Source organism: Cupriavidus sp. SIMBA_020 (genome assembly GCF_046535395.1).
GTDB lineage: Bacteria > Pseudomonadota > Gammaproteobacteria > Burkholderiales > Burkholderiaceae > Cupriavidus > Cupriavidus campinensis.
The window spans coordinates 26,391-39,554 of record NZ_JAWRWU010000012.1; the positions used below are offsets into that span (position 1 = coordinate 26,391).

Sequence of the window (13,164 nt, forward strand, 5' to 3'; positions counted from 1 at the left end):
CCGCCCGCCCCGACAGCGCCCCTGACTACGCCGGCACGTTCAGCACCGCCTTGGTCTCCAGGAACGCTTCCAGCCCATAGACGCCGTACTCGCGGCCAATGCCCGACTGCTTCAGGCCGCCGAACGGCGCTGCCGGGTCGTGGGCGAGCGTGTTGACGAGGACCCGCCCGGCCTCGATGCGCGACGCCACCGCGTGCGCCCGCCGCACATCGGCCGACAGCACATACGCCTGCAAGCCGTAACGGGTGTCGTTGGCGATGGCAATGGCCTCCTCCTCGTCCCGGTAGGTAATGATCGACAGTACCGGTCCGAAGATCTCCTCGCGCGCAATCGTCATGTCGTTGGTCACATCGCTGAAGACGGTCGGGCGCACGAACCAGCCTGCGTCCAGCCCCTCCGGGCGGCCCTCGCCACCCGCAATCAGCCGCGCGCCTTCGTCAATGCCGATGCGGATATAGCGCTGCACGCGCTCCCACTGCTTCTGGCTGACCATCGGGCCGACCGTGGTCTGCGGATCGCGCGGATCGCCGGCCTGCGTACGCGCCACGATGTCGCGCACGCGCGCCTCGAACTCGGCGAGCCGGTGTTGCGGCACCAGAATCCGCGTGCCGGCGATGCATGCCTGCCCGCTGTTCATGAAGCCGGCGTCCAGGGCCAGCGGCACGGCCTGGTCGAAATCCGCATCGTCGAGCACGACCACGGGCGACTTGCCGCCCAGCTCCAGCGTCACGCGCTTCAGCGTGTCCGCCGCCACGCGCAGGATGGTCTTGCCGACTGCCGTGGAGCCTGTGAACGACACCTTGTTCACATCGGGGTGCGTGGTGATCTCCGTGCCGACCACGTCGCCGCGCCCGGTGACGATATTGAACACGCCGGGCGGCACGTCCGCCGCGTGCAGCGCTTCGGTGACGATGCGGGTCTGCATCGCGCTCATCTCGCTCGGCTTGATGACGGCAGTGCAGCCGGCGGCCACGGCGGCGGCCAGCTTCCCGCAGATAAAGCCCGCGTCGCTGTTCCAGGGCGTGATCAACCCGGCCACGCCCATCGGCTGCATCACCACCTCGGCACCGCCCACGCGGCGCTTGAACGTGTAAGCCTCGAGCACATTGGCCGCGTCGATCAGCACGTTGCTCGCGTGCCGGGCCATCCAGCGGCCCCGGGACACCGGCGCGCCATATTCCTCGGTGATCGCCTCATACAGCTCGTCCTCCTTCGCCAGCACGGCGGCGTGCATGCGCTTGAGCAACTCCACGCGCGCGCGCTGGCTGGTGCGGGAGAAGGCTGGGAACGCCCGTTTGGCGGCCGCGATGGCGTCCCGGGCGTCCTGCGCGTCGGCCAGGCGCACCTGCCCAATCACCTGTTCGGTGGCGGGGTTGAACAGGTCGAACATCTCGTCGCCGTGCGGGGTGACGAAGGCACCGTCGATATAAATCTTGTCGATGATCTGCATGGTGGGTCTCCGGGGTAGCGGAAAAGCATCTTAAGCAAAGCGCGAAAAACGCGGGCTGAAGCACAAGATAGCCCTGCGCCATTGTGTTGACTAGCCATACAATGCGGGATGTGATGATGAAGAAATCAGGATAATGAAATCCTCGGGCCTCGGTGAACTGGAGGCGGTGCTGGCGGTGGCGCGGCATCGCAGCTTTCGGGCGGCAGCGGCGGAGCTGGGCGTCTCCACCTCCGCGCTCAGCCACGCGGTGGCGGCGCTGGAGGCGCGCATCGGCGTGCGGCTGTTCCATCGCACCACGCGCAGTGTGTCGCTGACGGCAGCCGGCGCGCAGTTCGTGGACAGCATCGCGCCGGCGCTGTCCACGATCCGGGGCGCGATCGAGCAGGCGGGGAGCCTGCGCGACACCGTGTCGGGCCAGTTGCGCATCAACACCTCGGCGGGCGCCGCGCGGCAGGTGATGCCGCTGTTCATCGCCTTCCTGCAGCGCTACCCGGCCATGGCGCTCGATATCGTCACGGAAGGGCGGCTGATCGATATCGTCGCCGACGGCTTCGATGCCGGCATCCGGCTGGCCGAAACCCTGCCGCAGGACATGATCGCCGTGCCCTTTGGCGATACCCAGCGCTTCGCCGTGGTCGGCAGCCCGGACTACTTCGCCCGGCACAAGCCGCCGCGCACGCCCGCGGACCTCCACGCGCACGCCTGCATCCGCACCCGCATGCCGAGCGGGGCGATCTACCAGTGGGAATTCGCGCGGCACGGCGAGGCGGTGCGGATCGACGTACGGGGCGCGCTGACGCTCGACGAACCCGGGCTGGCCCAGCAGGCGGCCCGCGCCGGACTGGGGCTGGCCTACCTGAGCGAGTGGAACGTGGCCGCCGACCTGCAGGCCGGCACGCTGGTCCGCGTGCTGGAAGGCTGGACCCCGCCGCTCGATGGCCTGTGCCTGTACTACCCGGGCCGCCGCCACGTGCCGGCCGGCCTGCGCGCGCTGATTGACCTGATCCGCGAACACGCGGACGCGCGGCGCTGAGGCACGCATCAGCCACGCATCAGCCACGCATCAGCCACGCATCAGCCACGCATCAGCCACGCATCAGCCACGCATCAGCCACGCATCGGCCACGCATCAGCCACCGCCCGCAGCCGGCTTTCCCACGTAGAATTTGGCTGCCGGCGCGATGCGTCGGTGCAATGTCTTTACATTCGGGATGTACGTCGACCTCCTCACCCTTTATCTCCTCGCCATCGGGACGCTTCTGGCCAGTGCCGGCATGACGTTCTGGGAGCATCGGACCAATCCCCGCCGCAGCCGGACGCTGCGGATTCTCGCGGTCGGCTTCACGACGCTCGCCATCGGCTGCGCGCTGGTGCTGGTCCGGCGCAGCGTGCCCGGGGCGATTGGCTCCGCGGTCAGCAATCTCGTCATCCTCACCGGCTACCTGCTGGTCCTCGGCGGTATCGCCTCGCTGAGCGGGCGGCAGTACCGCGCGGCGTCGGTGGGGATACTGCTGGTGGACGCGCTGGTGTGGGTCGGCTGGGGCGCGCAACACCTGGACGCCATGTGGAACCACGTCAGCGCCCTGCCGATCGCGCTGATCAGCGCCATGACGGCGCGCGAGATGCTGCGTTGCGAGGCGATGAAGGCGCTCCGTTCGCGCCACATCATCGTGGTGGTGACGGGCCTCCATGCCGTGGTCTATGTCGCGCGGGCCCTGATCCTGCCGTGGCTGGTGACCATGTACGGGCCGGCGATGCAGGCCGCTGCCAGCAAGCTCACGGTCTACGAAGGGGTGCTGTACTCGGTTCTCCTGCCGATGGCGCTGCTGAAGCTGATTCGGGACGAGACCCACGGGCAGCTCCTGCAGGAAGCCCAGACCGACTATCTGACCCGGCTCGGCAATCGCCGCTGGTTCTTCGAGCAGGGCGAACGCCTCTTCGGTGGCGAAGGGAGCCGGCCGGTGGCCGTGCTGGCGTTCGACCTCGACCGCTTCAAGGCCATCAACGACGTGTACGGTCACCAGACCGGCGACCAGGTGCTGAAGTCGTTCGCGGAAATCGCGCGGAGCGTGGTGGGGCCACACGCGCTGCTCGCGCGCATCGGCGGCGAGGAGTTCGCCGCCTTGCTGACCGGCGACGACGCGCGCCGCGCTCAGGCGCTGGGCGAGGCCGTGGCCACGCGCTTCGCCGGCACCATCCCGCACCGTACCCACGGTGTCGGCATCGGCATTCCGGCCACGGTCAGCATCGGCCTGGCCTGCTTCGAGACCGAGGTGCCGCCGCTGGCCGACGCGCTGGCCGCCGCCGATCAGGCGCTCTACCGCGCCAAATCGCTCGGCGGCAACCGCCTCGAAGTAGCGCGGACCGCCGAGCGCTCCGCCGTGCTCTAAACCCGGCCCCTGGGAGCCTGGGAGCCTAGAAGCTCGCCGCCAGCCCGAACGACAGGCCGTGCACGTTGTTGCCGAAGACGTAGCGCACCACGGCCCGGATACGGGTGACGAACACCTCGTGCGCGCTGGTGTCGAGTTCCAGCCCGGTGCCCAGCGTGGTCAGGTGGTCGAAGCCCAGCGCGCCGGCCTGATTGCCGAAGTAGTGCGAGTGGGACAGTTCCAGCACGTAGCGCACCGGGCGGTCCAGCGCGCGCAGGCCGGTGGGCGCGCGCCAGCGGGCGTAGAGGCTGGCGGTCTGGGCGGCGGCGGAGGCATCCATGCCACCCGTGGTGCCAAAGCTGCGCAGGTAGATGTTGGTGTAGCGCAGTTCCACGTCCACATCGCGCTCGTTGCGGTGGCTTTCCCAGTCCAGCATCACGGACCCGCCCAGCCCGTAGGCGTTCATCGCGCCATGGTCCAGGAACGCGATCTCCTGGTCCGTCACGTGTTCCACGGCAAATTTGGCGACGGAGAGGTCGCTGGCCACCCGGCCGAGCGAGGCATTGAAGATCGGCCGGAAGACCAGTTCCTTGCTGTCGATGAGCGGGAAATCCCAGCCGACGCCCACCGTGCCCGCGAAGGTATTCCACTTGGCCGGCAGCTTGCGGGTCTCCTGGCCGTTGGAGGCCACGAAGGTCGGGTCGTAGCGGTTGTAGGCGATCGACCCCTCCAGATAGAGCGGAAACGACTGGCTCAAGGTGAAACCGCCGCCCAGCTGCCAGAGCGTCAGGGCGGGGTTGTCGGTGTTGGTATTGCTGATGGAGAGCGAGCTGGAGGCGAGGTCAGGCACCACGGCGAACGACATCAACGTGAGCACCGCATTGGCCTGCTTCTGGACGTTGGCGCCCACGATGCCGAACGCGGGGCCGGTCTGGGCATGGGCGAGCGCCGGGGCGAGGCCCATCGCCGCCAACATCGTCGCCAGCATCGCTACCACCATCACCACACATCGCGCGGAATTCAGGATGCCATGGGCGCGCATCGCCTACCTCTTCCTGGCCAGATTCGAGAACGCGGTCATGATGGCCGCAATGCCCGGTCGGCGGAAGTAAAAGTTCTTGCGCGGTGATTAAGAAAGTTCAGTGCTTGATGTGGCGCAAACGGCGTGTATGACGCCCGCGTGTCAGCCCGTTCATTCCGGACAAATCCGCCCGCCCGATCAAAGCCGCGCGGCGGATTGACGTGACGATAGCGCCTGCACACCGGAGGACAAACCATGAAAAAAATCGTAGGGATGGCACTGGCCGTGACGGCCTTGGCTGGCGCGGGCGTTGGGTTGGCGCAGACGGCGGAGGAAGCCGCCGGGAAAGACAGCATGCAGGCGGCCAGGCCGGTCGCCAAGGGGGCCACGCAGGACCTCAGCAAGGTGGCCGTGCCAGACAAGATCCCGCCCGGCTACCGCGCGTGGACCCTGATCTCGGTGGCCCGCGAGGAAGGCGCCACCGATGACCTGCGCGCCATCCTCGGCAACGAGGCCGCGGTCGTCGCTCTGCGCAGCGGCAAGTACCCGCTGCCCGACGGCGCCATCATCGCCCGGCTCGCCTGGAGCTACGACGCGCTGGCGGAAAGCGCGGCAGCCTTCGGCAAGCCCCAGTCCCACGTGGCCGGGCACCCGAAGAACGGCCTCCAGTTCATGGTCCGGGATTCGACCAAGTACGCCGCCACCGGTGGCTGGGGCTATGTGCAGTTCGACGACGGCAAGCCCTCGGACGCCGCCAAGCAGCAGGCCTGCTTCGCCTGCCACACCGTGGTGAAGAACCGCGACTACGTGTTCAACCGCTTCGCCCCCGATCCGCCTAACGGCATTGCGGGCAACTAGTCGAGCCGAGCCCGAGCCGAGCCCGAGCCGAGCCCGAGCCGAGCGAAGTGGCGCATTCATCATTTCTCTCACCGTAACGATCCGCCGCCGGGTGTCATTGTTCGACCAAGGCACCCGGCGTATCGTGGCCCACATCGACAGTCATGCCGCATGTCCGGAGCCGCGATGCCAGATTCCCCCACTCCCCGCCAATGGGACACCCGCCGCGCTGAAAAGCGCCGCCGCCAGGGCCTTGGCGCCCGGCTGGCCGATGGCAAGGTGGTTGCCACCGACAACATCGTCCCCTTCCTCGAAGCCGTGACCGCCCCGGGCGACCGCGTGGTGCTCGAGGGCAACAACCAGAAGCAGGCGGACTTCCTGTCCCGTGCGCTGGCCGAGGTAGACCCGGCCACCGTGCACGACCTGCACATGATCATTCCGAGCGTGAGCCGGGTCGAACATCTGGATCTGTTCGAGCGCGGCATCGCGCGCAAGCTCGACTTCGCCTACGCCGGCACGCAGAGCGTGCGGATCTCGCAGTTCCTTGAGGATGGGCTGCTCGAAGTCGGCGCCATCCACACCTATATCGAGCTGTACGCGCGGCTGTATGTGGATCTGACGCCGCAAATCGTGCTGATTGCCGGCTACAAGGCCGACCGCGCCGGCAATCTCTATACCGGCGCCAGCACCGAGGACACGCCGGCGCTGGTGGAAGCCGCCGCGTTCCGCGACGGCATCGTGATCGCCCAGGTCAACGAGATCGTGGACGACCCGGCCGACCTGCCGCGCGTGGACATCCCCGGCTCGTGGATCGACTACGTGGTGCAGGCCGACAAGCCGTTCTTCTGTGAGCCGCTGTTCACGCGCGACCCGCGCCTGATCAAGCCGGTGCACGTGCTGATGGCGATGATGGCTATCCGTGGCATCTACGAGCGGCACAAGGTGCAGTCGCTAAACCACGGCATCGGCTTCAACACGGCCGCCATCGAACTGATCCTGCCGACCTACGGCGAATCGCTCGGGCTCAAGGGCAAGATCTGCAAGCACTGGACGCTGAACCCGCACCCCACGCTGATCCCGGCGATCGAGTCGGGCTGGGTCGAGAGCGTGCACAGCTTCGGCAGCGAACTGGGCATGGAGAACTACGTATCGGCTCGCCCGGACGTCTTCTTCACCGGCGCGGACGGCGCGATGCGCTCCAATCGGGCCTTCTGCCAGCTCGCCGGCCAGTACGCGGTGGACCTGTTCATCGGCTCCACGCTCCAGATCGATGGCGACGGCCATTCCTCGACGGTCACGCGCGGCCGGCTTTCGGGCTTCGGTGGCGCGCCAAACATGGGCCACCAGCCGGGCGGCCGCCGCCACGCCACCCCGGCCTGGCTCGACCTGATCGAGACCGACGACCCGCTCGCGCGGGGCCGCAAGCTGGTGGTGCAGATGGTCGAAACCTTCCAGGCGGGCGGCAAGCCGACCTTCGTGGAGTCCATGGACGCTGTGCAGGTGGCCAAGGATGCCGGCATGCCGCTGGCGCCGGTGATGATTTATGGCGATGACGTCACGCACGTGCTGACCGAGGAAGGCATCGCCTATTTATATAAGGCGACGTCGATCGAGCAGCGCCGCCGGATGATCGCGGCGGTGGCCGGCGTCACGCCGATCGGCATGCGCCACGACCCGGCCACCACGCGCCAGATGCGCAGCGACGGGCTGATCGCGCTGCCGGAAGACCTCGGCGTGCATCGCGCCGATGCCACGCGCTCGCTGCTGGCGGCCAAGAGCATGGCCGATCTGGTCGAGTGGTCGGGCGGGCTGTACGAGCCGCCGGCACGTTTCCGGAGCTGGTAATGGCACTCCATGCACAGGCAGTTGCGCTCGCCGAAGACCGCGCCGGCGCCATCGGCGCGCTGGCCGAAGCGGTGTTGATCGACGAGGCGATGCTGTCGCCCAAGCCCGGGCTGGTGGATGCGCGCGGCAGCGGCGCGCACCGCGACCTGACGCTGGCGCTGATGGTGGCGTCCGCGCGCAGCCTGCGCAGCGGCTTCGCGGCGATGGCGGCGGCGGGGCGGGAAGCCACCCACATTCATCAACCCCTGCGCGAACACCTCGGCGCGCTGGGCCGCGCGGCGGAGGCGACCATGCTGCGCGCCACCGGCGGCGTCAACACCCATCGCGGCGCGATCTGGTGCCTGGGCCTGCTGGCCGGCGCCGCCGGACTGCTGCCGGACGGCGCCGATGCCCGCGCCGTGGCCGACGCGGCGGGTGCCATCGCCCGGCTGCCAGACCGGCATCGCCCCGCGCACACCGGCAACAAGGGCGAACTGGCGCGGCAGGCTTATCAGGTTGGCGGCGCGCGCGGGCAGGCCGAGGCCGGCTTCCCGCATGTCGTGCAACGGGGTTTGCCGACGCTGCGCGCCAGCCGCACGCGCGGCGATGCGGAGCCCACTGCGCGCGTCAACGCGCTGCTGGCGATCATGGCCGGGCTCGACGATACCTGCGTGCTGGCCCGCGCCGGCCGCGAAGGGCTGGCCGCGATACAGGCTGGCGCCGCCGCCGTGCTGGCGGCGGGCGGCATCGGCACGCTGCCGGGCCGGCGGCTGCTGCATCGGCTCGAAGCCGGCATGCTGGCGCGCAATGCCTCCCCCGGCGGCGCGGCCGACCTGCTCGCCGCCACACTATTTCTCGATCGCCTGCCCACCGGGCCGGCGCTCCCCCACGGAGACCGATGATGGAACAACTCCAGTTCGAATATCCCGCCGGCGCGCCGGCCCGCCAGCGCGTGCTGGTGGGCGTGGTCGGCTCCGGCGACCTCGAGGTGATGATCGAGCCCGGCGACGCCGGCAAGACCTCGATCCACGTGACCACCTCGGTGGACGGCTATGGCCGCGTCTGGGACGCCCAGCTGACGCGCGTCTTCAGCGCCGAGCCGCGCGCCGCCATGCGCATCCGCATCCACGACTTCGGCGCCACGCCGGGCGTGGTGGGCATGCGGCTGGCCGAGGCGTTCGAGGCGCTGGACGACGGTAAGGAGGGATCATGAGCCAGCCCGCACTGCTGTCGCGCGAGAGTTTTGTCGAACTGGGCGCCCGCGCGCGCGCCCATGCGCTGCTGGACCCCGGCAGCTTCCGCGAACTGGCGGGGCCGTTCGATGGCCTGAGTTCGACCTGGCTCGCGCGTCAGGGCGTGGTGCCGCAGGCCGATGACGGGGTGATCGTCGCCAAGGGCACCATCGACGGGCATCCCACCGTCGTGCTGGCCATCGAAGGCGCCTTTCAGGGCGGCAGCCTGGGCGAAGTGGGCGGCGCCAAGATTGCCGGCGCGCTGGAACTGGCCGCGCAGGACAACCGACAGGGCACCCCCACGCGCGCGGTGATCCTGTTCGAGACCGGCGGCGTGCGGCTGCAGGAGGCCAACCTCGGCCTCGCCGCCATCGCCGAGATCCATGCGGGCATCGTCGATCTGCGCCGCTACCAGCCGGTGATCGGCGTGATTGCGGGGCAGGTGGGGTGTTTCGGCGGGATGTCGATTGCGGCCGGGCTGTGCAGCACGCTGGTGGTCACGCGTGAGGCGCGGCTGGGGCTCAACGGGCCGGCGGTGATCGAGCAGGAGGCTGGCATTGCCGAGTACGACTCGCGCGACCGGCCGCTGATCTGGAGCCTGACCGGCGGCGAGCAGCGCATCGCTACCGGGCTGGCGGACCGCTATGTCGAGGATGACAGCGCGGCGATCCGCGCCACCGTGGCGGCACTCGTCGCCGAGCCGCCCAATCAGCCACCCACCCCGCCGCGCAGTGCCGCGTATGCGTCCTATCTGCAGCGGCTGGCCGGCTATGACCCCGCGCGGCAGGCCGATGCGGCCACCGTGCGCGCCGTGTTTGGAGACCCATCATGACGACCGAATCGACCGATACGAACCAAGCGAGCTCCCGCGGCGCCACCTGGCTCGCCGCCTTGAGCCAGGGCGCACCGCGCCTGGCGGACTATCCGGCCTCGGTCCAGGTGGCCGATGGCGAGCTTGCGGGCCGGCCCGTGCGCTGGATCGCCGTGGTGCCCGATGCCGCCAGCCCGTTCCCGCGCGCCCGGCAGGGCGAGGTGGGACTGCGCGAGGGCTGGACGCTCGCGCGCGCCGTCCATGACGCCGTGCAGGCGGACCGCGATGCGCCGGTCAAGCGCGCCATCGTCGCCGTGGTGGACACCCCGAGCCAGGCCTACGGCCGGCGCGAGGAAGCGTTCGGCATTCACCAGTCGCTGGCCAGCGCGGCGGATGCCTATGCCACGGCGCGCCTGCAGGGGCATCCGGTGATCGCGCTGCTGGTGGGCAAGGCCATGTCGGGCGCCTTCCTCGCGCACGGCTATCAGGCCAACCGCATCGTCGCGCTGGCCGACCCCGGCGTGCAGGTGCATGCGATGGGCAAGGAAGCGGCGGCGCGCATCACCATGCGCAGCGTGGAAGACCTCGAAGCCTTCGCGGCCACCGTGCCGCCGATGGCCTACGACATCGACAACTACGCCACGCTGGGCCTGCTGTGGCGGCGCGTGCCGGTCTCCCGGGCGGAGGCACCCGAGGCCGGTGACGTCACCACGGTGCGCGCGACGCTGGAAGCCGCGCTGGCCGATATCGACGCCGACCCCGAGCGCGACCTGCGCAGCCGGCTGGGCGGCGAGAACCGGCAGGCCTCCGCGCGGGTGCGCGAGGTGCTCGCCCGGCAGTGGCAGGGATGACCCCGTGCCGGACGCCCCGCTCCCCCGCCCACTCCAGCCGCACGACCTGATCTGGCTGCGCGACGCCCCGGCGTTCGCGGCCAGCCAGCCGCTGCCGGCGTGGGTCGATGCCACATGGCTGGCGGTGGCGCCGGTGGTGGTGCGGCGCGATCTGCCGTGCGATCCGACGTGCGATCCGACGTGCGATCTGACGTGCGATCTGACGTGCGATAGCAGCATCCCGGTGGGCCTGCGCGGCCGGCGGCGCGAGGAGCGCCATGGCACGTGGATCGAGGCGTCCCAGTGCGCCCGCGTGATGTCGCCGTTCGCCATCGCCCGGGCGGCGCGCTGGCAGGATCACCCGCGCCGGCTGGCGCTGCCGGCGCTGCGCACGCTGGCGCGGATCGCTCCGCTGCTCGATGCACGCGGCCTGCCATGGGGGGTGACCGGCGCGGCCGGCTTCACGCTCGCGTCCGGGCTCGATGTGCTCCATCCCGGCAGCGATGTGGACCTGCTGATCGACGCCGCCGCGCCGCTGGATCAGGCGGACGAACAATGGCTGGCGGCGCTGATCGACGACTGCACGGAGGCGCGGCTCGACATCCAGGTCGCCACGCCCCACGGCGGCTTTGCCCTGCTGGAGCGCCTGCGTACCGGGGGCCGCGTGCTGCTGAAGACGGCCACCGGCCCGGTGCGCTGCGCGGACCCGTGGCAGGCGGCATGAGCACGCTGCTGACCTTTCCCGGGCAGGGGGCGCAGCGCCCCGGCATGCTCCACGGCCTGCCCGATCATCGCGCCGTGCACGAGACGCTCGCCCAGACCAGCGACGCGCTGGGCCACGACGTGCTGGCCCTCGACACCGCCGACAGCCTGCAATCCACCGTATCGGTCCAGCTCTGCCTGCTGGCGGCGGGCGTGGCCACGGCGCGCGCACTGATGGCGGACGGCGCCCGGCCGGAGGCCGTTGCCGGGCTGTCGATTGGCGCCTACGCAGCGGCCGTGGTGGCCGGCGCGCTGGCCTATGACGACGCGGTGCGGCTGGTGGCGCTGCGCGGCCGGCTGATGGCGGACGCCTACCCGGAGGGCTTCGGCATGACCGCCATCCTCGGGCTGGAAGCGCCGGCGCTGGAAGCCATCGTGGCGCGCGTCCGGGCAACCGGCCTGCCGGTCTACGTGGCCAATTTCAACGCGCCGACGCAACTCGTCATCGCCGGGGCGGACGTGGCGATGGCCCGCGTGGCGGCGCTGGCGCAGGAGGCCGGTGCGCATGGCGCCAGGCGCGTGGCCATCGCCGTGCCGTCCCACTGCCCCTTGCTGGACGATGCCGCCGCGACCCTCGCCCAGGCGTTCGCGCCGGTGACGCTGCGCCGGCCCACGCTGCGGCTGTTCAGCGCCAGCGCCGCGCGCGAGCTGCGCGACCCGGCGCGCATCGCGGCGGACCTCGCCGCCAACATGGCGCTGCCGGTGCGCTGGCACGAGACCCTGCTGCTGGCGCGCGCCTGCGGTGTGCGGCTGGCGGTGGAGATGCCGCCCGGCAACGTGCTGACGCGGCTCGCCGGGGCGGTGCTGCCGGAAGCGGTGGCCTGTGCCGAGACGCGGGCAGACAGCGTGCGCGTGTTGATGGACCGGGCCAGTCAGGGCGATTGAAGGCGCGCCCTGAACACGCATCAACGCACCCCCCCCCCGGCCTGGCAAAAAATTGAAACAATCGGTGTGGACGTGGATGACCAGCCTGCAGGCGGCGTAGGATTGGCCGTTAACACTGGCACGATCCGTCGCCGCCGGGGCTTGCCCGGCGTGCGCTCACGAACCGCCCATGCAGCCGCCACCGATTCCGCCCGATGAAACCCTGCGTCTCGCCACGCTGAGATCGCTCAACATCCTCGATACCCCGACCGAGGAACGGTTCGACCGCCTGACCCGGCTCGCCAAACGGCTGTTTGACGTGCCGATCGCGCTGGTCAGCCTGGTCGATGCCAACCGGCAGTGGTTCAAGGCCTGCGAGGGACTGGATCTGGCCGAGGCGCCGCGCAACACCTCGTTCTGCGGCCACGCGATTGCCGGCGACGGCATCCTGCTGGTGCCCGACGCCCGCCAGGACGCGCGCTTCCATGACAACCCGATGGTCACCGGCGAGCCGCACATCCGCTTCTACGCCGGCTGCCCGCTGGTGGCGCACAACGGCACCAAGCTGGGCACGCTCTGCCTGATCGACCGCCAGCCGCGCACCTTCGACGACGACGACCGCGCGCTGCTGCACGACCTCGCCCGCATGGCCGAGCAGGAGCTGGCCGCCGTGCACCTGGCCAGCATGGACGAACTGACCGCGCTCTCCAACCGGCGCGGTTTCACGGTGCTGAGCCAGCACGCCATCGAGCTGTGCCGCCGGCTGGAGCGGCCGGCCACGCTGGTGTTCTTCGACATGGATGGCTTCAAGCCGATCAACGACCAGTTCGGCCATGCCGAGGGCGACCGCGCGCTGGCCGCGTTTGGCGCCGCGCTGCGGATGGCGTTCCGGGACTCGGATGTGGTGGGGCGGCTCGGTGGCGACGAATTCGCCGCGCTGCTGACCAATACCGATGCCAACGGCTGCGGCGAGGCGCTGGCGCGCCTGCATCGAAACGTGGACGCGTGGAATGCGCAGAACGCGCGTGGCTACCGCCTGCGTTTCAGCGTGGGGCTGACCGAGTTCGATCCGTCCCGCCATGCCACGGTGCATGAACTGCTGGCGCAGGCCGATGCCGCCATGTACGCCGACAAGGCCCAGCGCAAGGCCACCCGGCACTGATT

At 70.1% G+C, this 13,164-nt stretch carries 13 protein-coding genes; 11 read left to right on the forward strand and 2 right to left on the reverse strand.

Translation table 11 applies throughout. The annotated features are described in order from the left end of the window. Positions 1-25: 25 nt before the first annotated feature. Complete coding sequence (locus SB751_RS21005) at positions 26-1,450, reverse strand: aldehyde dehydrogenase family protein (RefSeq protein WP_144197643.1); 1,425 nt, start codon at positions 1,448-1,450, stop codon at positions 26-28. 133 nt (positions 1,451-1,583) lie between these two features. Between SB751_RS21005 and SB751_RS21010 the strand changes: the two genes are divergently transcribed. Together SB751_RS21010 and SB751_RS21015 are read left to right on the forward strand one after the other, a co-directional pair. Next, the gene (locus SB751_RS21010) at positions 1,584-2,483 is read left to right on the forward strand and encodes a LysR family transcriptional regulator (protein ID WP_144197644.1); all 900 of its coding nucleotides are present in this window, start codon (positions 1,584-1,586) and stop codon (positions 2,481-2,483) included. Between the two features lie 178 nt (positions 2,484-2,661). Further along, positions 2,662-3,840, forward strand: coding sequence for a diguanylate cyclase domain-containing protein (locus SB751_RS21015; RefSeq protein ID WP_410748514.1), 1,179 nt, complete (start codon positions 2,662-2,664; stop codon positions 3,838-3,840). 25 nt (positions 3,841-3,865) lie between these two features. On the opposite strand, the gene SB751_RS21020 is transcribed toward SB751_RS21015, so the two are convergent. Next, positions 3,866-4,819 carry a hypothetical protein gene (locus SB751_RS21020; RefSeq protein WP_377731811.1) on the reverse strand — a complete coding sequence of 318 codons (954 nt, stop codon included), beginning with the start codon at positions 4,817-4,819 and terminating at the stop codon, positions 3,866-3,868. A 276-nt stretch (positions 4,820-5,095) separates the two neighbouring features. Between SB751_RS21020 and SB751_RS21025 the strand changes: the two genes are divergently transcribed. From SB751_RS21025 to SB751_RS21065, 9 genes are all read left to right on the forward strand, one after another. Continuing rightward, positions 5,096-5,698 carry a cytochrome P460 family protein gene (locus SB751_RS21025; RefSeq protein ID WP_211942740.1) on the forward strand — a complete coding sequence of 201 codons (603 nt, stop codon included), beginning with the start codon at positions 5,096-5,098 and terminating at the stop codon, positions 5,696-5,698. A gap of 165 nt (positions 5,699-5,863) precedes the next feature. Then, on the forward strand, positions 5,864-7,522 hold the full coding sequence (gene mdcA, locus SB751_RS21030) for a malonate decarboxylase subunit alpha (RefSeq protein WP_144197646.1): 1,659 nt from the start codon (positions 5,864-5,866) through the stop codon (positions 7,520-7,522). Beyond that, a complete protein-coding gene (locus tag SB751_RS21035; protein WP_144197647.1) occupies positions 7,522-8,403 on the forward strand; it encodes a triphosphoribosyl-dephospho-CoA synthase in 882 nt (293 codons plus the stop codon). The genes mdcA and SB751_RS21035 overlap by 1 nt, the downstream gene beginning before the upstream one ends. Continuing rightward, positions 8,403-8,714 (forward strand): malonate decarboxylase subunit delta, encoded by a 312-nt coding sequence (locus SB751_RS21040; protein WP_144197819.1) that lies wholly within the window; start codon positions 8,403-8,405, stop codon positions 8,712-8,714. Before SB751_RS21035 ends, SB751_RS21040 begins: the two co-directional genes overlap by 1 nt. Then, positions 8,711-9,565, forward strand: coding sequence for a biotin-independent malonate decarboxylase subunit beta (locus SB751_RS21045; protein WP_144197648.1), 855 nt, complete (start codon positions 8,711-8,713; stop codon positions 9,563-9,565). The genes SB751_RS21040 and SB751_RS21045 overlap by 4 nt, the downstream gene beginning before the upstream one ends. Then, complete coding sequence (mdcE, locus tag SB751_RS21050; RefSeq protein ID WP_144197649.1) at positions 9,562-10,395, forward strand: biotin-independent malonate decarboxylase subunit gamma; 834 nt, start codon at positions 9,562-9,564, stop codon at positions 10,393-10,395. Before SB751_RS21045 ends, mdcE begins: the two co-directional genes overlap by 4 nt. Before the next feature lie 4 nt (positions 10,396-10,399). Next, positions 10,400-11,098, forward strand: coding sequence for a malonate decarboxylase holo-ACP synthase (locus SB751_RS21055; RefSeq protein WP_250025633.1), 699 nt, complete (start codon positions 10,400-10,402; stop codon positions 11,096-11,098). Next, the gene (mdcH, locus tag SB751_RS21060; protein ID WP_144197651.1) at positions 11,095-12,021 is read left to right on the forward strand and encodes a malonate decarboxylase subunit epsilon; all 927 of its coding nucleotides are present in this window, start codon (positions 11,095-11,097) and stop codon (positions 12,019-12,021) included. Before SB751_RS21055 ends, mdcH begins: the two co-directional genes overlap by 4 nt. 169 nt (positions 12,022-12,190) lie before the next feature. Further along, a complete protein-coding gene (locus tag SB751_RS21065) occupies positions 12,191-13,162 on the forward strand; it encodes a sensor domain-containing diguanylate cyclase (protein ID WP_250025631.1) in 972 nt (323 codons plus the stop codon). Positions 13,163-13,164 lie beyond the last annotated feature (2 nt).